Origin of the sequence: Aeromonas sp. QDB39 (assembly GCF_027707585.1) — a bacterium.
Taxonomy (GTDB): Bacteria; Pseudomonadota; Gammaproteobacteria; order Enterobacterales; family Aeromonadaceae; genus Aeromonas; species Aeromonas hydrophila.
In genome coordinates this window covers 1-23,437 of sequence record NZ_JAPCIV010000009.1, presented here as the reverse complement: position 1 = coordinate 23,437, position 23,437 = coordinate 1, and the positions used below count along the sequence as shown (strand labels likewise).

Below are 23,437 nucleotides of genomic sequence, written 5' to 3'. Positions count from 1 at the left end.
GAGCAGGAGGTTGAGATGAACAGACTCAAGGACGATATGTTGCCATCGGAGCATGGTGAATGGTTGCGGGCATGCGAGCTGGCGGCCCTGCCGGAGCAGGCGGGGCGTAGCGCCTGGCTAGGGGGCAGGGCGCTGGCGTTGTTCCGGCTCGGCGAGCGGGTCTATGCGCTGGACGCGGTGGATCCCCTGACCGGAGTAGCGGTGCTGGGCCGCGGCCTGGTGGGGGATTGCGATGGCGAGCCGGTAGTGGCCTCGCCGCTCTACAAGCAGCGTTACGCCCTGGCGGATGGTCGCTGTCTGGACGACCCGGCATTGCGGGTCGCCTGCTGGCCGGTGATGCACAGTGCCGGCGAGGTCTGGGTGTTGCTGGGGTGAATGGCACCATCTGAAAACCGTTTTCCTGTCACCGGGTTTTGCCCGGTGATTTTTTGTGCGCAAGCCGACAATTTTTGCACGAGGCGATGGCGGGTAAACGTTTTTCGGAAATAATGGACAAACGTTTGTAACTGGATGTTTGTCTATGACGGAACGTGAGCAAGAGATCCTCGCCCTGCTGCGCCAGGACCCCATGATTGCCCAGCAGGAGCTGGCAGACAGGCTCGGCATCAGCCGTTCGGCGCTGGCGAGCCATATCTCCAGCCTGATGCGCCAGGGCTATGTGCAGGGGCGCGGTTATGTGCTGCGGGAAGGGCCCTACGCCGTGGTGATCGGCGGCGCCAACATGGATATCTGCGGCTGCAGCCACGACAACCTGCGCATCGGTGACTCCAACCCCGGCAAGGTACGTACCTCGGCCGGCGGGGTGGGGCGCAACATCGCCGAGAACCTGGCGCGGCTTGGCACCGACACCCGGCTGCTGAGCGCGGTGGGCAATGATCAATACGGCCATCACCTGCTGGACGTGACCCAGCGCGCCGGCGTCGACGTGCGCCAGGTGCTGATGCTGGATGGCCAGGCGACCTCCTGTTACTTGAGCCTGCACGATGGCAGCGGCGAGATGAGCTGCGCCGTCAACGACATGGCGATCATCGAGCAGCTCACCCCGGCCCGGCTCACCCCCTTGAGCGGTTTTCTCGGCGCGGCCCGGCTCTGGGTGCTCGACACCAACCTCGCCACTCACACCCTCGACTGGCTGTTCGAGCGCCAGGGGGAGCACATCATCTTCGTCGACACCGTCTCGGTGGCCAAGGTGGAGAAGATCCGCCCCTGGCTGCACCGCATCCACACCCTCAAACCCAACCGCAGCGAGGCGGAGCAGCTGTGCGGCTTCACCATAGCGGGGCCCGACACCTGGCCCATGGCGGCGGCCTGGTTCCACCGCGCCGGGGTGCAGCGGCTGTTCCTGAGCCTCGGCGATCAGGGAATTTTCTATAGCGACGGGGAGTGCCAGGGCCATCTGCCCGTGCTTGGTAGCCCGGTCGTCAACGTGACCGGCGGCGGCGATGCCTTCATGGCAGGGCTGGCCCACGCCTGGTTGCAGGAGCAGGGCATCATGGAGACAACCCGGTTCGCCCTCGGTTGCGCCGCCCTCACCGTCAATTGTTCCGATACCGTCTTTTCCGGCCTATCCAAGGCCGCCGTTGAACGCATGCTGGAGGAGTACCCATGTTGAACGCTTACCTCGATATCCAACCGGTCGTCGCTGAAGCCCTTGCTGCCGGCAAGCCGGTGGTGGCCCTGGAGTCCACCATCATCTCCCACGGCATGCCCTATCCGCAGAACGTGGAGACGGCGCGCCAGGTCGAACAGGTGGTGCGCGACAACGGCGCCGTGCCGGCCACCATCGCCATCATCGATGGCCGCCTCAAGGTGGGTCTGGATGAGGGGGCGCTGGAGGCGCTGGGCCGGGCCGGTCATGCCGCCACCAAGTGCAGCCGCCGCGACATTCCCTTCGTGCTGGCCAACAAGGGGCTGGGGGCGACCACGGTGGCCTCCACCATGATCATCGCTGCCATGGCCGGGATCCGGGTGTTCGCCACCGGCGGCATCGGCGGCGTGCACCGCGGCGCCCAGGAGACCTTCGACATCTCGGCCGACCTGCAGGAATTTGCCCAGACCCCGGTGGCCGTGGTCTGCGCCGGCGCCAAGTCGATCCTCGACATCGGTCTGACCCTGGAGTACCTGGAGACCCAGGGTGTGCCGGTGATCGGCTACCAGACCGAAGAGCTGCCCGCCTTCTACACCCGCGAGAGTGGCTTCAAGGTGGATTACCGCCTCGAGAGCCCGGCGGCGATCGCGCAGGCGCTGCGCCTCAAGTGGGAGCTGGGGCTGGCGGGTGGCGCCGTGGTGGCCAACCCGATCCCGACCCAGTTTGCCATGCCCAAGGCCGACATCGATGCCGCCATTGCCCAGGCACTGCGAGAGGCGGACGAGCAGGGAGTGAAGGGCAAGGAGTCCACCCCCTTCCTGCTGGCCCGGGTGTGCGAACTGACCGGCGGCAACTCGCTGGCGGCCAACATCCAGCTGGTGTTGAACAATGCCGCGCTGGGGGCGCGCATCGCCGCCAGCCTTTGATCCGCTGTTGCAACAAAAAAAGAGGGCCCGTGGGCCCTCTTTTTTTCATCTCGGCTTTGTGAGTGGCCGGGGGCGTTATTGCAGTACCAGCCGACCGTGCAGCGGCTGCACGGGTCTGTTGTTGGGGTGGTGCATCACCGCCTTGAAGGCGTCGATCTGGCCCTGACTCACCTGCACCGGCTGCTTCATCACCAGCCAGCGCACCCCTTCCGAGCAGGGTGGGGTGGTCAGCGAGCCGCTGAAGCGGTAGTAGTCGCGTTTAGCGGGCAGCAGTTGTTCGGCCGAGATCGGTTCCTTGAAGGCGTGACTCTCTCCCGCCTTGGCTGGCAGCAGCTGCCAGGCCTGGCTCAGGGCAGCATTGGCCTGGCCCGGCTCGAACATCACCGCCACCACCGCCAGCTCACCCTTGGCGTTGGCATGCACCAGGTGCCCCTCCAGCGGATAGGAGTGGCCCTTGATGAGGTTTTCGCTGGGGGCGTGGAAGTGGAACTGCTTGAGCTCAAAGCGCATGCCGTCGAGCTCAAGGCTGCTGCCCAGGGCATAGTCGACCTGCACCGTGTGGCCGTTGTTGGTGACACTGCGGCCCCCCGCCAGGTAGTGAAACTGCAGCGGGGCCAGCTCGGCCTCGACCAAACCGTCGAGGTTGACCGGCGACTGGTTGCTGCCCGCGCACTGGCCAAATTCCGGGGTCAGTCTGGCCCACTGCGCCGGGCCGGCCTCACCGCTGTATTCCCAATGGGGGGTGGCGGCGAAGGCGGCGGGGCAGAGCAACAGGGCGGCGGCCAACAGGGACTTTCTCATCATGCATCCTTATCTTGATTGAAAAGCACGGCGATCCGTTTCCTGCATTGACGAGGAAATAACGGAAGGCATCATCTGAATTGCGGGATACAGAAGGTCAGACGGTATTTTTATTATTGGTTGGGTGATCGCCGACGATATTTATGATGTATTTAATATGAATCTAAATAATGGGCGGTCACGCCTGCATATTGAATAATCGCTTTATTCAATGACAGCAATCTAATTAATTGGCTGTTATCGCAGATGAATTTGCTCATAATTCACTCATCGGAATTCAGCTCTTTTTTGCCGCGCAAGTCCCCGCCACCAGTCCGTCTGTAATATATTAATTCATTGTTTTTAATGTGGTTTTTGTTGGTCTCATTTGATCTTGAGCAAATAACGCACAGACTTTCCCGGGCAGGCTGAGGCTGCTGTTATGCACAGCCACAAGGGAGAGAGAAAAAATGAATAAATATTGTCTGTTGCTGGCGCTGGGCCTGCCAGGGATGGGGTGGGCGAACGAGCCGATCCAGCCGGTGGAAGCGGCCAAGGTGAGCGCACCGGAAAAAGTCGAGCTGGGCAAGATGCTGTTCTTCGAGCCGCGGCTCTCGAAATCCAACGCCATCTCCTGCAACTCCTGCCACAACCTGGCGACCGGCGGGGTAGACAACCAGGTCAGTTCCCTCGGCCACAAGTGGAAGGAGGGGCCGATCAACTCGCCCACCGTGCTCAACTCCAGCCTCAACTTCGTGCAGTTCTGGGATGGGCGCGCCAAGGATCTGCAGGCGCAGGCAGCGGGCCCCATCGAGAACCCGCTGGAGATGGCCTTCACCCACAAGCTGGCGGTGGAAACCCTGCACACCCTGCCCGAGTACCGGACCCGGTTCAGCGCCGTGTACGGCAAGGCAGACTTCGGCATCGACGAGGTGACCGATGCCATCGCCGCCTTCGAGGAGACCCTGGTAACCCCCAATGCGCCGTTCGATCGCTGGCTGAAGGGGGATGCCAAGGCGCTGACCGCGCAGCAGCTGAAGGGCTATCAGCTGTTCAAGGAGAAGGGCTGCACCGCCTGCCACAACGGGGTGGCCATCGGCGGCAACTCCTACCAGAAGATGGGGCTGGTCAAGCCGTTCAAGACCGACAACCCGGCCCAGGGACGCGGCGCCGTGACCGGCGAGAAGCAGTTCATCGGCTGGTTCAAGGTGCCGACCCTGCGCAACATCGAGCTGACCTACCCCTACTTCCACGACGGCTCGGTGTGGGATCTGAAGGAGGCGGTGCAGATCATGGCTGACATCCAGCTCGGCCAGACCCTGAGCGAGCAGGAGGCGGACGACATGACCGCCTACCTCAAGAGCCTGACCGGCGAGCAGCCGCAGATAGTGTTGCCTATTCTGCCGCCCTCCCAACCCGATACCCCCAGGCCTCAGGTCAAGAGCTGAGCGGGAGTGATGATTGCAGCGGAGCCACCGGCTCCGCTTTTTTGTTCCTATCTATCTGATAAGCCTCTCGAAGTTACTGCACTACACAATGACAAAGGGATGACAATCCCCCAGCTGGCGGCGGCGATTTTACCGATTTGCAGCCCTCTTCACATTTCCGACACGCTCACAATTTGTTCGATTGCCTTACTCATCCGACCTGGTGTCAAATCACTCCGCCTAATACAAGGAGTGGCATAATAATGAACAATATCAATAAATTAGTTCTGGCTATCGGATTCACTCTCACCACCTTCCCGAGCCTGGCGGCGGGCTTCCAATGCAAGGATCACGTCAAGCTCGGGGTGCCCAGCCAATCCAGTCAACTGCTGTGCCGTGACGGCTATGCCGCCGGTTACAACTACGACACCAAGGTCTCTGACTGGGTCTCTTACCGGATGACGGCCGCCAGCGCCCAGGGCCAGGTGCCGCGCAAGGATGCCTTTGCCGAGGACAAGGAGGTGCCGGTGCAGTTCCGCGCCACCCTGGCCGACTACAAGGGCTCTGGCTATGACCGTGGCCACCAGGCGCCGGCGGCGGACATGCGCTCCACCGCCACCACCATGAAGCAGAGCTTTCTGCTGACCAACATGACCCCGCAGCTGCCGGCGCTCAACCAGGGGGCCTGGCGCATCCTGGAGGAGAAGACCCGGCAGTGGGCCATCGCCTATCAGGATGTCTATGTGATCACCGGCCCCATCTTCACCAACTCCGATGCCTCCATCGGCAACGGCGTGACCGTGCCCCACGCCTATTACCGGGTGGTGATGGATGTGGCCAACAAGGAGGCGATCGCCTTCATCTTGCCGCAGCAGAACGTGTCGGCCAGCAAGCTGGCAGACTACATAGTGACGGTGGATGCGGTGGAGGAGCAGACTGGACTGGACTTCTTCGCCGAGCTGCCGGATGAGCAGGAAGAGGCCATGGAGTCTCAGCTGATGGCCATGTGGGGCAACTGAGCCAGGTCATGAGCACCATGAAAACAGGGGCCGCGGCCCCTGTTTTCATTTGCTCAGTTCATCCCCGACCTTCTTGACGGTATCCCGGGTGCCGTGGCCGATCTCCCGGGTCACGTCGCGGGTGGTGTGGCCAATCTCGCGGGTCACGTTGCGAGTGGTGTGCCCCACGGTTCTGCCCGCCTCCTTGATGTCGGCGCAGCCGCCGAGCAGGCTGCCCAGGGTCAAGCCGAGGGCCATCAGGGTCATGCAGTCACGCCTCATGCCGTGCTCCTTCTCGTTTCATCATCATCTCCATGCCGATGGCGGCATTATGGCCTCGTGTGCAACGGGCGGGCAACCAGCAGGGTGTGGCCCGGCCCCGGGATCTCGTGCTCGGCCTCCACGTGAAAGTGGGCCTCGCGCAGGCACTGGTACAGCTGTTTGGAGTGGTAGAAGCGGCTGTTGCCGTTGGCCAGACAGGTGAAGTAGAGGGAGGTGGCGTTGAGACTGAAACTGGCGGCTTCAAAGGATTGTCTGTCCCAGAACAGCTCCAGGATGCAGACCCGGGCGTCCGGTTTCATGGCCAGCCGGACCCGGTTCAGGATGGCGACGATCTGCGCGTGGCTGAAGCAGTCGAGAAACTGGCTCATCCACCAGATATCCGCCTCGCCGGGCAGGGGGCCTGCCTGCAGCAGATCCACCGGGTGGCCATGCACCCGCGTCGCCAGCCCCGCCTCCTCGATGTTGCAGCGGGCCAGCGCCAGCTGCTCGGGCAAATCCAGGATGGTGACCTGCAGCGCCGGATCCCGCCTGGCGCAGGCGATGGCCCACTTGCCGGTGTTGCCGCCCAGATCGTAGAGGTGGCGCGGCTCGTAGCCGAACACCTTGTCCTGGGCCTGCTGGAAGGCCCAGTCGGAGTAGAAGTGATCGAAGGCGAACCAGCTGCGGCGGGCCGGTTCGGGCAGCTCGCTCAGGTGCGGATAGAGGGTCTGCCAGGGGCCGAACTCCTGCAGACCGGCCGGGGTGCCGTCACGGATGGCGTCGAGCAGGTGGGCGAGGGGCTGATAGCAGACGTGCTGGGTGAAGTCGAGATTGACCCGGCTCATGGCGTCGTGCAGCAGGTATTTGCCGACCCGGCCCAGCACATAGTGCTCCTCGCTCAGATAGCAGAGCCCGCCGCCGAGCCCCATGTCCAGCAGCACGCCGGCGCCGTATTCGCTGAGCTGACACGCCTGGGCGATGTCGGCCAGCGCGGCACCCTGCGAGCCGCGGGTCTCGAGATAAGCCAGCACCCCGGTTTCACGCAGGCACCAGCTGGCCTGAAACAGCATGGGCCCGAAGGCAATTTTCTGGGCCTCGCTGATGGCTTCCAGCGCGTTGTAGGGATCCGCCTGATAGTGATTCACGGGGTGGCTCCTGCCGGATCAGCGGCTCTGGGTGCGGGCGAGTTCCGCCTGAATGGCCTGGTTCAGACCCAGTACCCAGCGGTTATAACTGCGGTGGATGCTGCCCTTGCCTTTGTCGTCCAGATTGACGCTGCTCACATAATTAATGGAATAATCGCGAGCGCTATAAGGAATATTGATCACCGCCTGATGCTGGCGCACATTGACCTGGCCTCGAATTAGTCCTGGCTGCTCCTGGCGCATTACCCAGCTCTTGCTGATGCCGGCCGTAATAATGGCATTGGCTACCTGTTCTTCGGTCAGATTGAAGGGCACCGGATTGGCTGCCATATTGCGAATTGGCTGGCTGGTGGAGCAGGCGGCAAGCAGGGCACAGGCCAGCAGCAGGGATATTTTATTAATGAGTTTCATAATATTTTCCTTGGGAAGGATATTCATCAATTTGGGCGTGGCAATGAGACAACACAAATAGTTTATTTTCAATCACCAAGGCGGTTGATAATCTGCGCTGGCTATTATTTTTGATGAATAATGGTATTATCCGCCGGTATTAAGCCGATGACGCCATTCAATGTCGTGGAGCAGGCACTGCCCGCCGGGTGAGTGCCTTTTATCGTCTTCGCGTCCACCCATCGATGTAAGGACAGGTTGCCCGAAACATGCTCTCTTTCTCGCTGCTGGATAGTCAGGCCCTGTCACCCGGTCTGGCCGATGAGGCTGCCTGGCAGGCGTGGGCGCAGCAGGGCCGCTGGCCGGTCGACCCGCCGTTTCCCGCCACCCCCTTGCTGCCGATGATGATGGCGCGCCGCCTGAGTCAGGGGGCCCGGCTGGCGGTGCAGGTGGGGCTGAGCCTGCTGGCCCGCCACCAGACAGACAGTGCCGTCTTCGTCAGCCGCCACGGCGAGCTGGCCCGCTCCATGACCCTGCTGCAGGCGTTGGCGGACGGGCAGGCGTTGTCGCCCACCGATTTCTCCATGTCGGTGCACAACACTGCCGCCGGACTCTGCTCCATTCAGGGCAAGGCCGCCATCCCCATGACCTCGCTGGCCGCGGGGGAGAACAGCCTGATGGCGGGTCTGACCGAAGCGGTCTGCGCCCTGCAGGCCGGTGCCCGTCGGGTGTTGCTGGTGGCCTTCGAGGGGCCGGTGCCCGCGTTTCACCGCCCTTGGCTGGCGGAGGAGGCGCCACCCCATGCGCTGGGGCTGGTGCTGACGGCGGGCGACCAGTGGCACTGTGCGGGGGCACGTCGCACCGCCGCGTCGGCCGCCCGCCCGCTGCCGCAGAGTCTGGCCTGCTGGCGTGCCCTGCTGCGAGGCGAGCCGACCCTGATCCTCGCTGATGACCGTCAGGAGTGGAGATGGCAGCGTTGCTGAACCGGGGCTGGCGACTTATCGGCACGGCTCTGGGCTTCACCCTGTTCGGGGTGGGGGGCTTGCTGCTCTCCCTGTTCTGGTTTCCGCTGCTGGCGCTCTGTCTGCGCGGCGAGCGGCGCCGTACCCTGGCCCAGCTCACCATTCGCCACAGCTTTCGGCTGTTTCTCGGCGTGCTGCGCGGCTGGGGAGTGCTCGATTACCGCGTGAGCGGCATGCCCACCCACTTGCGCGGCGCCCTGGTGGTGGCCAATCACCCCAGCCTGCTCGATTACGTCATGCTGGCGGCCGAGATGCCGGTGTGCGACTGCATCGTCAAGCAGTCCCTCTGGCGCAACCCCTTCATCGGCGGCGTGGTGCGGGCCGCCGACTACCTGCCCAACGTGGCAGGGGAGGATCTGCTGGCCCTGTGCCAGGCGCGGATCCGGGTGGGCGGCCTGCTCTTGGTGTTCCCGGAAGGAACCCGCACCACCCCGGGCGAACCCATCAAGCTGCAGCGCGGTGCGGCCCAGCTGGCGGTGCGCAGCCAGGTGCCGTTGCAACTGGTGCGGATCCACTGCAGCACCCGATTTCTTACCAAGCAGGACAAATGGTTCAAGATCCCGGAAAATAAGCCGATTTTCACCATAGAATTCCTGCAGCAAGTGGCGGCGGACGAGGTGGTCGCCACCGGCCAGAGCAGTGCGCTGGCCGCCCGCCAGTTGACCCGGTTTCTCACCCAGGCCCTGCAACCGGGGCCCCAATGACAGTATGTGGAACAGTTATGCAAGACCTGCATCTAGAGATAAAACAACTCATCATCGACAGCCTCAACCTCGAGGGGCTCACCCCTGACGACATCGACAGTCAGGCGCCGCTGTTCGGTGACGGCCTGGGGCTGGACTCCATCGATGCGCTGGAGCTGGGCCTTGCCATCAAGGGCCGCTACGGCATCGTGCTCTCCGCCGAGGATGAAAACACCCGTCGTCATTTTGCCTCCGTCACGGCCCTGGTCGCCCTGGTGCAGGCCCAGTCGAAAGGGGAGGCCTGAGCCATGACCCGTGACGACATCTTTGCCCAGATCAAGGCTGCCCTCGTCGAGCTGTTCGAGGTCGACGAAGAGGCCATCACCCCCGAGGCCCGTCTCTATCAGGATCTCGAGCTCGACAGCATCGACGCCATCGATCTGGTGGTGCACCTGCAGAAGTTGACCGGCAAGAAGATCAAGCCGGAAGAGTTCAAGTCGGTGCGCAGCGTAAACGACGTGGTGGATGCGGTCGAGCGTCTGCTGGCCGACGCCTGATGCCGGTGCGTGCCCTGCCATGATGCGCTGGCTCTCCTGGCTGGCCGGTGGTGCCCTGCTGCTCTACCCGCTGGCGGTCTACTGGGGGCTGACCCACGCCGGTCAGACCCCGCTGCTGCTCGGTCTGCTGCTTATCTTCTCGCTGCGGCTCTTGCCCGGCCTGCTCAAGGGGCGGGTTCGGCTCGGCCCCTTGCCGGAGTGGCTCTGGCTGGGCCGCCTGCTGGCCTGCATCGGCTTGGGGCTGACCCTGCTGTCGGCCCTGTTCAGTGCCCGGCACTGGCTGCTCTACTACCCGCTGGCGGTGAGCCTGGCGCTGCTCTGCCTGTTCGGCTGGAGCCTGACCCGTCCCATGAGCTTGGTGGAGCGGCTGGCCCGCCTGCAGGATCCCGCTTTGCCGCCGGCAGCCATCGGTTATACCCGGCGGGTGACCCAGGTCTGGTGCGGTTTCTTCGTCATCAACGGCGCGCTGGCGGCCTTCACCATCTGGCACGGGGATCTGGCGCTCTGGAGCCTCTACAACGGCCTCATCAGCTACGCCCTGATGGGCGGTCTGATGGGCGCTGAGTATCTGGTGCGCCGCCGCCTGCTCAAGAGGCAGGCCCCATGACCCTGCTGCAAACTATCTGGCAGCGGGACGGCGAAAGCGTGGTGGCGTTCGGCCCGGATGGCGAGGTGACCCTGGCCGAGCTGCGCCGCGGCAGCCAGCAACTGGCGTGGGCCATGGCCCGTCTGGCCGGCCCAGAGCGGCCAAGCATGCGCTGGGCGCTCTGTTTCGATGACAGCCTGCTGTTTGCCCAGGCATTGCTTGCCTGCGCCCTCGGCGGGCACCAGGCCATCCTGCCGGGTCATCAGCGGCTGGCCGGTCTGCAGGCGCTGCAGAGTCAGTTCGACGGCCTGCTCACCGACGGCGAGCTGCCGGGGACGGCGCTCACGGCGGCGCAGCTCAGGCTGCCGCTGCTGGTGGCGGATGACGAACCGGAGGCAGACGGGGCGGTCCAGCCGCCCGAGCTCCTCGAGCTCACCCTGTTCAGCTCCGGCTCCACTGGCGAGCCCAAGGCGATCCCCAAGGCCTGGCCCCAGCTGGAGGCGGAGTTGCGGGTGCAGATGGCGTTGTGGGGCGAGCGGCTGGCGGGCACCCGGGTGCTGGCCAGCGTCAGTCACCAGCACATCTACGGCCTGCTGTTTCGCATTCTGTTGCCGCTCAGCCTCGGTCTCCCCTTTGATCGCCGCAGCATCGACTACCCGGAGCAGCTGGCGCTGCAAACGGCCCCCTGGTGCCTGATCGCCTCGCCAGCGTTTCTGAGCCGGCTCGACCCGGCCATTGCTGCCGCGGGCTGCCGGCTGATCGTCTCCTCCGGCGGTCCCCTGCAGCCGGGCGATGCCCAGCAGGCCAGACAGCTGCTCGGTCAGCTGCCGGTGGAGATCTTCGGCAGCAGCGAGACCGGCGGCATCGGCTGGCGCCAGCGCCACCTGGTACATACCCCCTGGACGACGCTACCCGGAGTCGAGGTGCGGGTCGGCCCGGATCAGAGCCTGCTGCTGCGCTCCCCCTTCCTGCCGACGGCGGAGTGGCTGGCCTGCGCCGATCGCATCGCCTTGCACGAGGGCGGTTTCGAGCTGCTGGGCCGCCAGGATCGGGTGGTCAAGCTGGAGGAGAAGCGCATCTCCCTCGACGAGGTGGAGGCGCGCCTGCAGGCACTGGCGGAGGTGGAGGCAGCCGCCGTGCTGCCGCTGCAACAGGGCCAGCGCCAGATCCTCGGCGCCGTGCTGGTGCTGAGCGAATTGGGCGCCGCCCGCTGGGCTGAGCTGGGGCCCGGGCGTTTCCTGCTGGCCCTGCGCCAGCAGCTGCGTCCCTGGCTCGAGCCGGTCGCCCTGCCGCGCAGCGTGCGCCGGGTCGAGCAGATGCCCGTCAACACCCAGGGCAAGCGCCCCTGGCCACAACTCAAGGAGCTGTTCGATGCGCCTCTCGGTTGACTCTCTGCCAGCGAACACCTTGCCCACCGTGCTGGCCTGCGAGACGCTGGCCGACGGGGTGCGCCTGCAACTGCGGCTCGATCCCGATTTGCCCTGGTTTGCAGGCCATTTTCCCGGTGCGCCCCTGCTGCCCGGGGTGACCCAGATCCACTGGGTGATGCACTATGCCGCCAGCCTGCTCAAGCTGGCGCAGCCGTTTCACGGGGTGGATCAGCTCAAGTTCCAGCGCCCCCTGCGCCCCGGGGCCGAGTGCAGCTTGCACCTGCAGTGGCAGGCGGACAAGGGCCAGCTTCTCTTTCATTATCTGCTCGGCGATGAGCCGGCGAGCAGCGGACGGGTGCGACTGATCCCATGACGCCCTGCATTCTCATCCCCTGTTACAACCACGCCGGGCCGTTGGCCGCCGTGCTGGCACGGCTGGCCGAATACGGGCTGCCCTGCCTGCTGATCGACGATGGCAGCGAGCCGGTCGCCGCCGCCGAGCTGGCTGCGCTGGCTGCGCGTTACCCCTGGGTCACCCTGCTGCGCCACCCCCACAACCAGGGCAAGGGCGGCGCCGTGATGACGGGGCTGCGCCGCGCCCATGCACTCGGCTTCAGCCACGCCCTGCAGGTGGATGCCGACGGCCAGCACGATCTGGCGGACATTCCGGCCCTGCTGGCCGAGGCGGGCAAGCACCCGGCGGCGCTTGTCTCCGGCCGCCCGCTCTACGATGATTCCGTGCCCAAGGGGCGCCTCTACGGCCGCTACATCACCCATGTCTGGGTCTGGATCGAGACGCTGTCGTTCGCCATCAAGGACAGCATGTGCGGCTTTCGGGTCTATCCGCTGGCGGCCACCTGCGCGCTGCTCGATCGGGTGGCGCTGGGTCGGCGGATGGATTTCGACACCGAGGTGATGGTGCGCCTCTACTGGGCCGGGGTGGCGGTGCGTTTCGTACCGACCCGGGTCATCTATCCCGCCGATGGCAGCTCCCACTTCCAGCTCTGGCGCGACAACCGCGACATCTCCTGGATGCACACCCGGCTGGTGTGCCGCCTGCTGTGGGATCAGCTGCTGCGCATCGGCCGCTGGCCCCGCCGCCTCTGCGCCCGGGCGGCGCAGCTGTGGCGCGAGCGGCGCACCCACTGGTCGCGCACCCCGGAGCGGGGATCGCTGCTCGGCATGCAGATCATGCTGACCAGCTATCGCCTGCTGGGGCGGCGCGGCTTCTCCCTGCTGCTTTACCCGGTCATCGGCTACTTCTGGCTGACCGGTCGGGCCCAGCGCCAGGCATCCCAAGCCTATCTGACCCGCCTCGAGTCCTTCGCCGATGCGAGCGGTGTGACGTTGCCCCCTGAGCCGAGATCGAGCTTTCGCCACTTCCTGCGCTTTGGCGAGGCGGCGCTCGACAAGCTGGCGGGCTGGCGCGGCGACATCACCGAGCAAGAGGTGGAACTGGTGGGGGCGGAGCACTACCAGGCGGCCATCAACAGCGGTCAGGGGGTTTTGCTGCTGGGCTCCCACCTCGGCGATCTGGAGCTGTGCCGCGCCCTGGGCAGCCGCAAGCAGGGGCTGCGCATCAATGCGCTGGTGTTCACCCGCCATGCGGCCCGCTTCAACGCCCTGCTCAAACAGATCAATCCGGATTCGCACCTTAATCTCATCCAGGTGCAGGAGCTGGGGGCCGATACCGCCATCCTGCTCAAGGAGAAACTGGAGCGGGGGGAGTGGGTGGTGATCGTCGGCGATCGCACCTCGGTGACCCGGGAGAAACGGGTGATCTGGGCCGACTTTCTCGGCGCGCCGGCGCCCTTTCCGCTCGGGCCCTTCGTGCTCAGCAGCGTGCTGGGCTGCCCGGTCTACCTGATGTTCGGCCTCAAGGAGCAGGGCCGCTTTCGGGTACATTTCGAGCCCTTTGCCGACGGCCAACCCCTGCCACGGCAGGGGCGCCAGCAGATTCTTGCGTCCCGCGTGCAGGCCTATGCCGATCGCCTGCAGCATCACTGCCTGCAGGCCCCGCTGGACTGGTTCAACTTTTTTGATTTCTGGCAGCTGACCGATGAACAAGAGTGAGATGAGAAGGGTCACCTTCGGCGCCGAGCCGCTGACCATAGAGGACGTGGTGGCGCTGGCCGAAGGGCGCGCCACCCCCGCACTGAATCCGGATCCCGCCTTCATGGCCCGCATCCAGCGGGGCGCCGACTTTCTCGACCGGCTGCTGGCCGAGGAGGGGGTCATCTACGGGGTGACCACCGGCTACGGCGACTCGGTGACCCGGCCAGTGCCAACCGAGCTGGTGCCTGAGCTGCCGCTGCACCTGACCCGTTTTCACGGCTGCGGGCTGGGAGCGGATCTCGAGCTCGATGCCGCGCGCGCCGTGCTGGCGACCCGGCTCTGCTCGTTGGCGCAGGGGGTCTCCGGGGTCAGCCCGGCCTTGCTCGAGCGGCTCTGCTGGCTGCTGGAGCAGGATCTGGTGCCGCGCATTCCCGAAGAGGGGTCGGTGGGCGCCAGCGGCGATCTGACGCCGCTCTCCTACGTCGCCGCCGTGCTGGTGGGGGAGCGCGAGCTCCATCAGCAGGGCCGCCTGCGCCCCGCCGCCGAGGTCTATCAGGAGCTGGGGGTCACCCCCCTTACCCTGCGACCGAAAGAGGGGCTGGCGCTGATGAACGGCACCTCGGTGATGACGGCGCTGGCCTGCCTCGCCTATGCCCGCACCGATTACCTGATGCGGCTGGCGACCCGGATCACCGCCCTGGTGAGCGTCGCCATGGGTGGCAACGCCTTCCACTTCGACGAGCGGCTGTTTGCCGCCAAGCCGCATCCCGGCATGCAGGGGATCGCGGCCTGGTTGAGGGAAGACTTGGTGGCCGGCGAGCTGCCGCGCCACAGCAACCGGCTGCAGGACAGATACTCGTTGCGCTGCGCCCCCCATGTCATCGGGGTGGTGGCCGACAGCCTGCCCTGGTGGCGTCAGCTCATCGAAAACGAGCTCAACAGCGCCAACGACAACCCGCTGATCGACGGCGAGGAGGAGCACGTGATGCACGGCGGCCACTTCTACGGCGGCCACATTGCCATGGCGATGGACAGCATGAAGGCGGCCGTCGCCAACCTGGCTGACCTGCTGGATCGCCAGCTGGCCCAGCTGGTGGACAGCAAGTTCAACGGCGGCCTGCCGAGCAACCTCTCCGGCGCGCCGGATGAGCGGCAGATGATCAACCACGGCTTCAAGGCGGTGCAGATCGGTGTCTCGGCCTGGACTGCGGAGGCGCTCAAGCAGACCATGCCTGCCAGTGTCTTCTCCCGCTCCACCGAGTGCCACAACCAGGACAAGGTGAGCATGGGCACCATAGCGGCGCGTGATGCGCTGCGGGTGCTGACCCTGACCGAGCAGGTGGCGGCCGCCTGCCTGCTGGCGGCGGTGCAGGGTGTCGAGCTGCGTCTCGCCCGGCCTACCCCCTTCACCCGCCCGCTCGGTACGGCGCTGGCCGCCATGGTCGCGCAGGTGCGGGCCGAGTTTGCCCCGCTGCTGGAAGATCGGGGGCTCGAGCCCGAGCTGAGGGCGCTGATCGCCCGCATTCGCCAGCGTCACTATCCCCTCTATCAGGAATCTTCACTATGAGCCGTATCCAGACTACGCCTGAACCCTGGCAGATCAGCGCCGAAGTCGAGGTGACCATCCCATTCCACGATGTGGACATGATGGCGGTTGCCTGGCACGGCCACTACTTTCGCTACATCGAGCTGGCCCGCTGCGCCCTGCTCGATCTCATCGACTACAACTACCCGCAAATGGAGGCCTCCGGCTACCTCTGGCCCATCATCGACACCCGGATGAAGTACCTGGCGCCGCTGCGCTTCGGCCAGCGGGTACGGGTGCGCGCCACCCTGACCGAGTACCAGAATCGCCTGAAGATCGACTACCTGCTGAGCGACGCCGCGAGCGGCACCCGCACCAGCAAGGGTTACAGCATCCAGGTGGCGGTCAGCAAGGCGAGCGGCGAGATGTGTCTGGCCTCGCCCCAGGTGCTGCTGGACAAGCTGGGGGTGAGCCAATGAGCCGGCTGACAAGGCCGCTGCTGGCCAGTCTGATCCTGCTGCTGACATGGCCGCTGCTGGCGGCGCCCCTGAGCCGGGCCGAGGTGCAGCAGCTGCTCGCCCTGAACCAGGCCAAGCAGGCCAGTTTCGAGCAGGAGAAGCAGGTGGCGGGGCTGAGCCAGCCGCTCAAAGCCTCCGGCGAGCTGCTGCTGGTGCGCGATCAGGGGCTCTGGTGGCAGCAGCAGAAACCCTTCCCGCTGACCCTGGTCCTGACGCCGACGCGCATGGTGCAGCAGATGGCGGGCCAGCCCGCCACCGTCATCGACAACCCCCAGCTGCTGGAGTTCAGCCAGATGCTGCTGGCGTTGTTCGGCTCGGACGAGGCGACTCTGAGCCGCTACTTCAGCATCGATTTTGACAGCACGGAGGCGGGCTGGCAGCTGGTGCTGGTGCCGACCCTGGCACCGCTCGACAAGGTGTTTGCCAGCCTCACCCTGAGCGGGCAGGGGCAGCTGGATCAGCTGCTCATCGCCGACAAGCAGGGTGACAGCACCCGCATCCGCTTCACGGCCTGGCAAGATCGCTCCCTGCCATTAACCCCTGAGGAGCAGGCCCGCTTTGCTGCCCACTAGCACGATGACGCGCCAGCGCGGCGCCCCCGCCGGGACGAGGAGAGCCCCTCTTGCTGCAAGCTGAAACCACCTGGCGCTGGCTCTCCTGGCTCTGGCTGCTGCTCAGCGCGTTGGCGCTGGCGCTGCTCGGTTGGCAACTCTCCCACAGCCGCATCAACACCAGCCTGATGGATCTGCTGCCCCACGAGGAGCGATCCGCGCTGGATCCCGCCTTGCGTGAGGGTTTGTTGCGTCAGGTCGATAGGCAGCTGGTCTGGATGCTGAGCCTGCCGGCAGGGCAGGATGGGCTGGCCGCGGCGCAGGCGTGGGCAAAAGACCTGCAGTCCCTGCCCGAGCTCAGCGCGGTGCGCGCCGCCCAGCCGGAGCTGGCCGCCGCCTGGCAAGGTTTCATCTATGACTATGGCTGGCAGCGCCTCGACGAGGGCAGCCGGGCGCGCCTGGCCGCGGGGCCAGAGGCCTGGAGCCAGTGGGTGCTCGGCCAGATCTACAGCCCCTTTGGCGGCGTCTCCCGCACCGAGTGGCAGGCCGATCCCCTGCTGCTGACCCGGGCCGCGGTGCAGGGGCAGATGGCCAGCCCCCTGCGCCTCGATCACGGCTGGCTGATCAGCCGGGACGAGGCCGGGCGGCAGTGGTACCTGCTGCGCGCCGAGCTGGACTTGTCGGCCTTCGACCTTGCCCGCAACAGCGAGCTGCTGAGCCGGCTCAACGAGGCGGAACAACGCCTCAAGACCGAGTTTCCGGGGGTGGAGCTGCTGCGCCGTGGCACCCTCTTCTACAGCCAGCATGCCAGCGAGCTGGCCCAGCAGGACATCTCCACCATAGGGCTCGGCTCCACGGTCGGGGTCTTGCTGCTGATGTGGCTGGCGTTTCGCTCGTTGCGGGCGCTCTGGATCTCCCTGCTGCCCATCGCCGTCGGCCTCGCCTGGGGGGTATTGGCGGTGCTGCTGTGGTTTGGCGAGGTGCACATGTTTACCCTGGTTATCAGCTCCAGCCTGGTCGGCATCATAGATTACGGGATCCACTTCCTGACCGAGCGGCGCCTGCATGGCCGGCGGGAGAGCCCGCACCAGACCCGTGTCCGCCTGCTGCCCAGCCTCTCGATGGCGCTGTTCGCCACCCTGGTCGGCTATGGCCTGCTCTGGCTTGCCCCCTTCCCCGGCCTGCAGCAGATGGCCCTGTGCGCCCTGGTGGGGCTGACGGCGTCGTTCATCACCGTGCTCTGCCTGTACCCGCTCTGGCTCGGGGAGTTGCCCCAGCGGGAGGCCCGTGTGCTGGTGCCGATGGCGCTCTGGCTCAGATGGTGGCGCGAGTGGCGTCTCTTGCGCTGGGGCGTGCCCCTGCTCTGGCTGACCCTGATCGGCGCGGGCTTGAGCCGGCTGGCCGTCGATGACGACATCGCCCGCCTGCAACCGCTGCCCGTCGAGCTGCAGGCCCAGGAGCGGCAGATCCAGCGCCTCACCGGCCAGCAGGGGGGCATGACCGGCTTCCTGGTGACGGCGGCCGACGGTGAAACGGCGTTGCAGCGGCTCGAGACCATGAGCCGCAAACTGGCCGAGGCCAAGGCAGAGGGTCAGTTGACGGGCTTCGTGTCACTGGCCCAGTGGCTACCCTCGCTGGCGCGGCAGCAGGCGGATCACGCCGCCCTCACGGGCCTGTTGCCGGAGGTGGTGACGCGGCTCAACCAGGCCGGGGTGCCGGTCAAGGCCGAGCCTCGCCCCTGGCATCCTCTGACCCCGCAGCAGTGGCTGGCCAGCCCGGTCAGCGAGGGCAGCCGGCTGCTGTGGCATACCATGGCCGATGGCCGGGTGGCGCTCTGGCTGCCGGTCAACGGCGTGACCGATGCAGTTGCCGTGGCGGCCCTGGCCGAGGGGCAGGAGGGGGTGTTCTGGCAGGATCCGCGCAATCAGTGGAGCCAGCTGTTCGCCCACTACCGGGTCAAACTGACCGAACTGCTGCTGGTGGCGATCGCCCTGGTGGGGGGGCTGCTGTGGGCCCGCTTCGGTTGGCGCAAGGGGGGGCGGATCCTGCTGATCAGCGGGTTCTCGCTGGGGTCGGGGTTGGCCCTGCTGGCTGCCTGCGGCCAGCCGCTCACCCTGTTCGGCGTGCTGGCCATGAGCCTCATCTTCGGCATCGGCATCGACTACAGCCTCTTCTTCGCTTACAGCGGTGGGGATCCCCTGCGCCAGCGTTCGACCATGTTCGCCATCCTGCTGGCCAACCTGACCACCCAGCTCTCGTTCGGTTTGTTGGCGCTGAGCCACACCTCTGCCATCGCGGGCTTTGGTCTGGTGCTGAGTGGCGGTATCTTTACCGCCTTCCTGTTGTCGCCTCTGGTGCTGGATAAACAGGGATTGGACAAGCCGGCATGCCAGGGCCACCGGGAGCAGGAGCAACCATGAGACCACTGTTCGCCTTTATCATTCTCTTGCTGGCAGGCTGCAGCAGCCAGCCGACCCCCACCGCCTATCTCGACAAGGGGACCGTCATGACGCTGCCGGCCCCCGTGCTGGCCGCCCCCTTCTATCGCCAGCAGCTGTTGACCGCCAGCGTGGGGGAGAGCACTCACCAGCTGATGACGGTGCTGGAGGCCGACGGCCGCCAGCTGACCCTGGTGGGGCTGACCCCGAGCGGGGTGCGGCTGTTCCTGGTGCGCTATGACCAGCAGGGGATTTCAACTCGCCAGCTCAGCCCGCTGCTCACTACCGGCATGCCGCCTGTGAGCCAGGTGCTGGCGGACGTGATGCTCTGCTACTGGCCGCTCGCCAGCTGGCAGCCACAGCTGCCACCGGGCTGGACGCTGCGCGACGAAGGGCCGCTGCGCCGGCTGCGCGCCCCCGACGGCACTCTGGTCACCGAGATCCGCTACCGCGACGTCGACGGCGTGCGCGAGCCGGTCGGCCTGCAGCAGCACGTATTCCACTATCGCCTGCAACTGGAGACCCTGAGCCAATGAGCTGTTATATCGCCGCCTATGGCCTCGTCTCGGCATTGGGAATCGGGCGTGATGCCAGCGCCGAGGCGCTGCTGGCCTGGCAGCTGTCGGGCGTGAGCCCGCTGGATCGCCACCGGGCGCCGCTGCTGGATGGCCGCCAGACCCCGGTGGGACGGGTGGAGGGCGAGTTGCCGGCCATACCGGCGGCGCTGGCCCCCTACGCCTCGCGCAACAACCAGCTGCTGCTGGCGGCGCTGGCCCAGGTGCGGCCCGCCCTCGACGAGGCGCTGGCGGCACATGGCCCTGCGCGGGTGGGGCTGGTGCTTGGCACCAGCACCGCCGGGATCGGTGAGGCCGAGCTGGCGGTGGCGGCTGCCCGGCGCGGGGAGGCCGTGCCGCCCGCCTTTGACTATCGCCAGCAGGAGCTGGGCTCGCCGTCGGAATTTTTGGCCCGCCACCTCGGCCTGACCGGGCCGGCCTGGACTATCTCCACCGCCTGCTCCTCCAGCGCGCGCGCCTTCATCAGCGGCCAGCGGCTGCTGGCGGCCGGGCTGGTGGACGCCGTGCTGGTGGGCGGCGCCGACAGCCTGTGCGGGCTCACGCTCAACGGCTTCGACAGCCTGGAGTCCCTCAGCTGTGCGCGCTGCCAGCCGTTTGATGAGGTGCGCCAGGGGATCAACATCGGCGAGGGGGCCGCACTGTTCCTGCTGAGCCGCATGCCTGCGCCGCTGGCGCTGCTGGGAGCCGGGGAGTCCTCCGATGCCTGGCACATCTCGGCGCCCCATCCAGACGGTATCGGCGCCGAGGCGGCCATGCAGATGGCGCTGGCCCAGGCGGGCCTGACGCCGGCGCAGGTGGGCTACGTCAACCTGCACGGCACCGCCACCCGTCTCAACGACGCCATGGAGAGTCAGGCGGTGCATCGGCTGTTTGGTGCCGAGGTGCCCTGCAGCTCCACCAAGCCGCTCACCGGCCATGCCCTGGGGGCGGCGGGGTGCATCGAGGCGGCACTCGCCTGCCTGCTGCTGGAGCGCGCTCTGCCGCTGCCGCCCCAGCGGGTGACGACGCCGGATCCGGCGCTGGCGCCCATCCGGCTGGTGAACGGCGAGGTGCCGCTGGCGGCGCCCCGGGTGCTCTCCAACTCCTTTGCCTTCGGTGGCAACAATGTCAGCCTGCTGCTTGGGAGCGTCCACCATGAATGAGCCAAGTTCACTGCCCGCCATCGAGACCCTGTTGCCCCACCAGGCCCCCATGTTGCTGCTGGACCGGCTCTGCGCGGCGGATGCCCAGCAGGCGCGCTGCGAGACCCGCATCGGTGCCCGTCATGCCCTGCTGCTGGATGGCGAGGGCAACCTGCCCGGCTGGGTCGGCATCGAGCTGATGGCCCAGACCATCGCCGCCTGGGCCGGCATGCAGGGGCGGCTGCGCGGCGAGCCGGTGCGTATCGGCATGCTGCTCGGCAGTCGCAAATATCGCTGCCTGCGCCCCGCCTTTGCGGCCGGTAGCCTGCTCACCATCGAGGCGTGCTGCCTGTTGCAAGACGGCGGCATGGCCAGTTTTGATTGCCGGATCCTGCTGGCGGGGGAGGAGTGCGCCCAGGCGCGACTCTCCACCTACCAGCCGAGCCCCGGCGAATTGTCCGATTTGTTAGCCTGAGGAAGCTTCATGATCTCTAGCGTATTGGTCACGGGCGCCAGCAAGGGGATAGGCCGCGCCATCTCCCTCAAGCTGGCGGCCGACGGTTTTTCCATCGTGGTGCACTACCACAGCGATCGGGCCGGGGCCGAAGCCACCCTGGCCAGCCTGCAGGCGGCCGGTGGGCAGGGGCGCCTGCTCCAGTTCGACATCGCCGATCGGCAGGGCTGCCGCGCGCAACTGGAGGCCGACATGGCCGAGCACGGCGCCTATTACGGCGTGGTCTGCAACGCCGGCATCATCCGTGACGGCGCCTTCCCCGCCCTCACCGACGAGGAGTGGGACGGGGTGCTGCACACCAATCTGGACGGCTTCTACAACCTGCTCAAGCCCTGCATCATGCCGATGATCGGCCTGCGCCGTGGCGGGCGCATCGTGACCATCTCCTCGGTGTCCGGGCTGATGGGCAACCGGGGCCAGGTCAACTACAGCGCCGCCAAGGCGGGCATCATGGGCGCCACCAAGGCGCTGGCGCTGGAGCTCGCCAAGCGCAAGATCACGGTCAACTGCGTGGCCCCCGGTCTCATCGACACCGGCATGGTGGACGAAGAGGTGAAGGCGGAGGCGCTGAAGCTGATCCCGCTCAAGCGGATGGGGCAGGCCGACGAGGTGGCCGGGCTGGTCTCCTACCTGATGTCCGACATTGCCGGCTATGTCACGCGCCAGGTCATCTCCATCAACGGAGGCATGGTATGAAGCGGGTCGTGGTGACCGGCATGGCCGGGGTGACCGCCTTCGGGCAGGATTGGCCGAGCGTGCGGGCCCGCCTGCAGGCGGGGCGCAACGCCGTGGTGAACATGCCGGAGTGGGCCATCTACGACGGCCTCAACACCCGGCTGGCGGCCCCCATTCCGGACTTCACGCTGCCGGCCCACTATCCGCGCAAGAAGACCCGCGCCATGGGGCGGGTGTCCCAGCTGGCGACCGTCGCTACCGAGCTGGCGCTGGCGCAGGCGGGGCTGCTGGACAACCCGGCGCTCACTGACGGGCGCACCGGCATCGCCTATGGCTCTTCCACCGGCAGCACGGACCCCATCCGCGCCTTCGGGGTCATGCTCAACGACAAGAGCACCGCCAGCATCACGGCCACCACCTATGTGCAGATGATGCCGCACACGGCGGCGGTCAACACCGGGCTGTTCTTCGGCCTGCGCGGGCGGGTCATCCCCACCTCCAGCGCCTGCACCTCCGGCAGCCAGGGCATCGGCTACGCCTATGAGGCGATCAAGCACGGCTACCAGACCCTGATGGTGGCCGGCGGGGCGGAGGAGCTCTGCCCGTCGGAGGCCGTGGTGTTCGATACCCTGTTTGCCACCAGCCAGATGAACGACAACCCCGAACTGGCACCGCGTCCGTTTGACCGGCAGCGGGACGGGCTGGTGATAGGCGAGGGGGCCGGTACCCTGGTGCTGGAGGAGCTGGAACATGCGCAGGCGCGCGGCGCCACCATCCTCGCCGAGCTGGTGGGCTTTGCCACCAACTGCGATGCTGCCCACGTGACCCAGCCCCAGCAGGAGACCATGCAGCTCTGCATGGAGATGGCGCTGGCCCAGGCCGGGCTCACGGCCGCCGACATCGGCTACATCAGCGCCCACGGCACCGCCACCGAGCGCGGTGACATCGCCGAGAGCCACGCCACCGCCGCCATCTTCGGTGACCGTACCCCCATCTCGTCGCTCAAGAGCTACTTCGGCCACACCCTGGGGGCCTGCGGTGCCATCGAGGCCTGGCTGGCGCTCGAGATGATGCAGGAGGGGTGGTTTGCCCCCACCATCAACCTGACCGAGCCGGACCCGGCCTGCGCCCCGCTCGATCACGTGGTGGGCAGCGGCCGCACGCTGGCGGTGGAGTACCTGATGTCCAACAACTTCGCCTTCGGCGGCATCAACACCTCCCTCATCTTCAAACGCTGGTCCTGAGTATCGGTGCCCTGCCTGGCAGGGCGCCGGTACAGGCTGGGTTTAGCCTTGATGAATTAATATGTCCCCCGTTTTTTTCGGGAGGCATCATGTCTTTGTTATCTGGTTTTTCTTGTGCCGCCGCGCGGCTGCGCGTTCTGCAGGGCGTTCTGTTATCCGGCTTGTTGTGGGCGCTGGCCGCCCCCGCCATGGCCGATGATGAATTTCGGCTGGGCAAGACCATTCTGCTCGGGGTCGGCGATCATCCCGCCATCATTCCCATGCTCGCCTGCCGGCCGACCAAATCCATCATGGTCAAGGCAGGGCGGGAATTGACCCTGGAGCGGGTCAAGGTGTTTTATGGCAATGATCGCAGCAAGACCCTCTATTTCGACAAGGATCTGAAAGAGGATCAGGAGTCGGGGTGGAAATGGCGTTGTTGCCCAAATAAGCCATTAGGCCACAACTTCCCCAGCCCCAGGTGATAGTTACACTTGGGGCTTTCTAAC

Annotated in this window: 27 protein-coding genes; 23 read left to right on the top strand and 4 right to left on the bottom strand. The window is 66.1% G+C overall.

Going from position 1 to position 23,437, the window contains the following annotated elements; translation table 11 throughout:
• The first annotated feature begins 15 nt into the window (after nucleotides 1-15).
• From nirD to PG899_RS06850, 3 genes are all read left to right on the top strand, one after another.
• Nucleotides 16-375 (top strand): nitrite reductase small subunit NirD, encoded by a 360-nt coding sequence (gene nirD / locus PG899_RS06860; protein ID WP_024943588.1) that lies wholly within the window; start codon nucleotides 16-18, stop codon nucleotides 373-375.
• 145 nt (nucleotides 376-520) lie between these two features.
• On the top strand, nucleotides 521-1,612 hold the full coding sequence (locus PG899_RS06855) for a PfkB family carbohydrate kinase (RefSeq protein ID WP_024943589.1): 1,092 nt from the start codon (nucleotides 521-523) through the stop codon (nucleotides 1,610-1,612).
• Nucleotides 1,606-2,514, top strand: coding sequence for a pseudouridine-5'-phosphate glycosidase (locus PG899_RS06850; protein ID WP_077095665.1), 909 nt, complete (start codon nucleotides 1,606-1,608; stop codon nucleotides 2,512-2,514). The genes PG899_RS06855 and PG899_RS06850 overlap by 7 nt, the downstream gene beginning before the upstream one ends.
• Nucleotides 2,515-2,589: 75 nt before the next feature.
• On the opposite strand, the gene PG899_RS06845 is transcribed toward PG899_RS06850, so the two are convergent.
• Nucleotides 2,590-3,315, bottom strand: a complete 726-nt coding sequence (locus PG899_RS06845; protein WP_103828069.1) for a carbonic anhydrase — start codon at nucleotides 3,313-3,315, stop codon at nucleotides 2,590-2,592.
• A 449-nt stretch (nucleotides 3,316-3,764) separates the two neighbouring features.
• On the opposite strand from PG899_RS06845, the gene PG899_RS06840 reads away from it, so the two are divergent.
• Nucleotides 3,765-4,742 carry a cytochrome-c peroxidase gene (locus PG899_RS06840; protein WP_077095664.1) on the top strand — a complete coding sequence of 326 codons (978 nt, stop codon included), beginning with the start codon at nucleotides 3,765-3,767 and terminating at the stop codon, nucleotides 4,740-4,742.
• A gap of 242 nt (nucleotides 4,743-4,984) precedes the next feature.
• Nucleotides 4,985-5,740, top strand: coding sequence for a DNA/RNA non-specific endonuclease (locus PG899_RS06835; protein ID WP_011707167.1), 756 nt, complete (start codon nucleotides 4,985-4,987; stop codon nucleotides 5,738-5,740).
• Between the two features lie 45 nt (nucleotides 5,741-5,785).
• Here the strand turns inward: PG899_RS06835 and PG899_RS06830 are convergent, their stop codons facing one another.
• The 3 genes from PG899_RS06830 to PG899_RS06820 are packed head-to-tail and all read right to left on the bottom strand — an operon-like array spanning nucleotide 5,786 to nucleotide 7,608.
• Nucleotides 5,786-6,001 carry a hypothetical protein gene (locus PG899_RS06830; protein WP_017409353.1) on the bottom strand — a complete coding sequence of 72 codons (216 nt, stop codon included), beginning with the start codon at nucleotides 5,999-6,001 and terminating at the stop codon, nucleotides 5,786-5,788.
• 47 nt (nucleotides 6,002-6,048) lie between these two features.
• The gene (locus PG899_RS06825; protein WP_077095663.1) at nucleotides 6,049-7,125 is read right to left on the bottom strand and encodes a methyltransferase; all 1,077 of its coding nucleotides are present in this window, start codon (nucleotides 7,123-7,125) and stop codon (nucleotides 6,049-6,051) included.
• A gap of 18 nt (nucleotides 7,126-7,143) precedes the next feature.
• Nucleotides 7,144-7,608: a hypothetical protein gene (locus tag PG899_RS06820; RefSeq protein ID WP_011707164.1), complete on the bottom strand. Its 465-nt coding sequence runs from the start codon at nucleotides 7,606-7,608 to the stop codon at nucleotides 7,144-7,146.
• 176 nt (nucleotides 7,609-7,784) lie between these two features.
• On the opposite strand from PG899_RS06820, the gene PG899_RS06815 reads away from it, so the two are divergent.
• The 18 genes from PG899_RS06815 (at nucleotide 7,785) to PG899_RS06730 (ending at nucleotide 23,413) form a co-directional block, all read left to right on the top strand.
• On the top strand, nucleotides 7,785-8,498 hold the full coding sequence (locus PG899_RS06815) for a beta-ketoacyl synthase chain length factor (RefSeq protein WP_077095662.1): 714 nt from the start codon (nucleotides 7,785-7,787) through the stop codon (nucleotides 8,496-8,498).
• Nucleotides 8,483-9,241: a lysophospholipid acyltransferase family protein gene (locus PG899_RS06810; protein ID WP_077095661.1), complete on the top strand. Its 759-nt coding sequence runs from the start codon at nucleotides 8,483-8,485 to the stop codon at nucleotides 9,239-9,241. The genes PG899_RS06815 and PG899_RS06810 overlap by 16 nt, the downstream gene beginning before the upstream one ends.
• Nucleotides 9,242-9,258: 17 nt before the next feature.
• Entirely contained in the window at nucleotides 9,259-9,525 is a 267-nt protein-coding gene (locus tag PG899_RS06805) for a phosphopantetheine-binding protein (protein WP_029299230.1), read from the top strand.
• A gap of 3 nt (nucleotides 9,526-9,528) precedes the next feature.
• Nucleotides 9,529-9,777 carry an acyl carrier protein gene (locus tag PG899_RS06800; RefSeq protein ID WP_011707160.1) on the top strand — a complete coding sequence of 83 codons (249 nt, stop codon included), beginning with the start codon at nucleotides 9,529-9,531 and terminating at the stop codon, nucleotides 9,775-9,777.
• 19 nt (nucleotides 9,778-9,796) lie between these two features.
• Nucleotides 9,797-10,384 (top strand): hypothetical protein, encoded by a 588-nt coding sequence (locus PG899_RS06795; RefSeq protein ID WP_179101339.1) that lies wholly within the window; start codon nucleotides 9,797-9,799, stop codon nucleotides 10,382-10,384.
• Nucleotides 10,381-11,751, top strand: coding sequence for an AMP-binding protein (locus PG899_RS06790; RefSeq protein ID WP_077095658.1), 1,371 nt, complete (start codon nucleotides 10,381-10,383; stop codon nucleotides 11,749-11,751). Before PG899_RS06795 ends, PG899_RS06790 begins: the two co-directional genes overlap by 4 nt.
• A complete protein-coding gene (locus tag PG899_RS06785) occupies nucleotides 11,735-12,106 on the top strand; it encodes a 3-hydroxyacyl-ACP dehydratase FabZ family protein (protein ID WP_077095657.1) in 372 nt (123 codons plus the stop codon). The genes PG899_RS06790 and PG899_RS06785 overlap by 17 nt, the downstream gene beginning before the upstream one ends.
• Nucleotides 12,103-13,806, top strand: coding sequence for a glycosyltransferase family 2 protein (locus PG899_RS06780; RefSeq protein WP_077095656.1), 1,704 nt, complete (start codon nucleotides 12,103-12,105; stop codon nucleotides 13,804-13,806). The genes PG899_RS06785 and PG899_RS06780 overlap by 4 nt, the downstream gene beginning before the upstream one ends.
• Nucleotides 13,793-15,355, top strand: coding sequence for an HAL/PAL/TAL family ammonia-lyase (locus tag PG899_RS06775; RefSeq protein ID WP_077095655.1), 1,563 nt, complete (start codon nucleotides 13,793-13,795; stop codon nucleotides 15,353-15,355). The genes PG899_RS06780 and PG899_RS06775 overlap by 14 nt, the downstream gene beginning before the upstream one ends.
• Nucleotides 15,352-15,792, top strand: coding sequence for an acyl-CoA thioesterase (locus PG899_RS06770; protein ID WP_016351786.1), 441 nt, complete (start codon nucleotides 15,352-15,354; stop codon nucleotides 15,790-15,792). The genes PG899_RS06775 and PG899_RS06770 overlap by 4 nt, the downstream gene beginning before the upstream one ends.
• Nucleotides 15,789-16,403, top strand: a complete 615-nt coding sequence (locus PG899_RS06765) for an outer membrane lipoprotein carrier protein LolA (protein ID WP_077095654.1) — start codon at nucleotides 15,789-15,791, stop codon at nucleotides 16,401-16,403. Before PG899_RS06770 ends, PG899_RS06765 begins: the two co-directional genes overlap by 4 nt.
• Nucleotides 16,404-16,453: 50 nt before the next feature.
• Entirely contained in the window at nucleotides 16,454-18,802 is a 2,349-nt protein-coding gene (locus tag PG899_RS06760) for an MMPL family transporter (protein WP_077095653.1), read from the top strand.
• Nucleotides 18,799-19,356 carry a DUF3261 domain-containing protein gene (locus PG899_RS06755; RefSeq protein ID WP_077095652.1) on the top strand — a complete coding sequence of 186 codons (558 nt, stop codon included), beginning with the start codon at nucleotides 18,799-18,801 and terminating at the stop codon, nucleotides 19,354-19,356. The genes PG899_RS06760 and PG899_RS06755 overlap by 4 nt, the downstream gene beginning before the upstream one ends.
• Nucleotides 19,353-20,537, top strand: coding sequence for a beta-ketoacyl-[acyl-carrier-protein] synthase family protein (locus tag PG899_RS06750; RefSeq protein ID WP_077095651.1), 1,185 nt, complete (start codon nucleotides 19,353-19,355; stop codon nucleotides 20,535-20,537). The genes PG899_RS06755 and PG899_RS06750 overlap by 4 nt, the downstream gene beginning before the upstream one ends.
• Nucleotides 20,530-20,991 (top strand): ApeP family dehydratase, encoded by a 462-nt coding sequence (locus PG899_RS06745; RefSeq protein ID WP_029304317.1) that lies wholly within the window; start codon nucleotides 20,530-20,532, stop codon nucleotides 20,989-20,991. The genes PG899_RS06750 and PG899_RS06745 overlap by 8 nt, the downstream gene beginning before the upstream one ends.
• A 9-nt stretch (nucleotides 20,992-21,000) precedes the next feature.
• Nucleotides 21,001-21,726 (top strand): 3-ketoacyl-ACP reductase FabG2, encoded by a 726-nt coding sequence (locus PG899_RS06740; RefSeq protein WP_077095650.1) that lies wholly within the window; start codon nucleotides 21,001-21,003, stop codon nucleotides 21,724-21,726.
• Nucleotides 21,723-22,949 carry a beta-ketoacyl-ACP synthase gene (locus PG899_RS06735; protein WP_029299249.1) on the top strand — a complete coding sequence of 409 codons (1,227 nt, stop codon included), beginning with the start codon at nucleotides 21,723-21,725 and terminating at the stop codon, nucleotides 22,947-22,949. Before PG899_RS06740 ends, PG899_RS06735 begins: the two co-directional genes overlap by 4 nt.
• 164 nt (nucleotides 22,950-23,113) lie before the next feature.
• Nucleotides 23,114-23,413, top strand: a complete 300-nt coding sequence (locus PG899_RS06730; protein ID WP_333563630.1) for a DUF2541 family protein — start codon at nucleotides 23,114-23,116, stop codon at nucleotides 23,411-23,413.
• Nucleotides 23,414-23,437 lie beyond the last annotated feature (24 nt).

Bases quoted from the DNA above. Each gene is read 5' to 3' on its own strand.
- nirD (WP_024943588.1), top strand. From the start codon at position 16: ATGAACAGACTCAAGGACGATATGTTGCCATCGGAGCATGGTGAATGG.
- PG899_RS06855 (WP_024943589.1), top strand. From the start codon at position 521: ATGACGGAACGTGAGCAAGAGATCCTCGCCCTGCTGCGCCAGGACCCC.
- PG899_RS06850 (WP_077095665.1), top strand. From the start codon at position 1,606: ATGTTGAACGCTTACCTCGATATCCAACCGGTCGTCGCTGAAGCCCTT.
- PG899_RS06845 (WP_103828069.1), bottom strand. From the start codon at position 3,315: ATGAGAAAGTCCCTGTTGGCCGCCGCCCTGTTGCTCTGCCCCGCCGCC.
- PG899_RS06840 (WP_077095664.1), top strand. From the start codon at position 3,765: ATGAATAAATATTGTCTGTTGCTGGCGCTGGGCCTGCCAGGGATGGGG.
- PG899_RS06835 (WP_011707167.1), top strand. From the start codon at position 4,985: ATGAACAATATCAATAAATTAGTTCTGGCTATCGGATTCACTCTCACC.
- PG899_RS06830 (WP_017409353.1), bottom strand. From the start codon at position 6,001: ATGAGGCGTGACTGCATGACCCTGATGGCCCTCGGCTTGACCCTGGGC.
- PG899_RS06815 (WP_077095662.1), top strand. From the start codon at position 7,785: ATGCTCTCTTTCTCGCTGCTGGATAGTCAGGCCCTGTCACCCGGTCTG.
- PG899_RS06810 (WP_077095661.1), top strand. From the start codon at position 8,483: ATGGCAGCGTTGCTGAACCGGGGCTGGCGACTTATCGGCACGGCTCTG.
- PG899_RS06805 (WP_029299230.1), top strand. From the start codon at position 9,259: ATGCAAGACCTGCATCTAGAGATAAAACAACTCATCATCGACAGCCTC.
- PG899_RS06800 (WP_011707160.1), top strand. From the start codon at position 9,529: ATGACCCGTGACGACATCTTTGCCCAGATCAAGGCTGCCCTCGTCGAG.
- PG899_RS06795 (WP_179101339.1), top strand. From the start codon at position 9,797: ATGATGCGCTGGCTCTCCTGGCTGGCCGGTGGTGCCCTGCTGCTCTAC.
- PG899_RS06790 (WP_077095658.1), top strand. From the start codon at position 10,381: ATGACCCTGCTGCAAACTATCTGGCAGCGGGACGGCGAAAGCGTGGTG.
- PG899_RS06785 (WP_077095657.1), top strand. From the start codon at position 11,735: ATGCGCCTCTCGGTTGACTCTCTGCCAGCGAACACCTTGCCCACCGTG.
- PG899_RS06780 (WP_077095656.1), top strand. From the start codon at position 12,103: ATGACGCCCTGCATTCTCATCCCCTGTTACAACCACGCCGGGCCGTTG.
- PG899_RS06775 (WP_077095655.1), top strand. From the start codon at position 13,793: ATGAACAAGAGTGAGATGAGAAGGGTCACCTTCGGCGCCGAGCCGCTG.
- PG899_RS06770 (WP_016351786.1), top strand. From the start codon at position 15,352: ATGAGCCGTATCCAGACTACGCCTGAACCCTGGCAGATCAGCGCCGAA.
- PG899_RS06765 (WP_077095654.1), top strand. From the start codon at position 15,789: ATGAGCCGGCTGACAAGGCCGCTGCTGGCCAGTCTGATCCTGCTGCTG.
- PG899_RS06755 (WP_077095652.1), top strand. From the start codon at position 18,799: ATGAGACCACTGTTCGCCTTTATCATTCTCTTGCTGGCAGGCTGCAGC.
- PG899_RS06750 (WP_077095651.1), top strand. From the start codon at position 19,353: ATGAGCTGTTATATCGCCGCCTATGGCCTCGTCTCGGCATTGGGAATC.
- PG899_RS06745 (WP_029304317.1), top strand. From the start codon at position 20,530: ATGAATGAGCCAAGTTCACTGCCCGCCATCGAGACCCTGTTGCCCCAC.
- PG899_RS06740 (WP_077095650.1), top strand. From the start codon at position 21,001: ATGATCTCTAGCGTATTGGTCACGGGCGCCAGCAAGGGGATAGGCCGC.
- PG899_RS06735 (WP_029299249.1), top strand. From the start codon at position 21,723: ATGAAGCGGGTCGTGGTGACCGGCATGGCCGGGGTGACCGCCTTCGGG.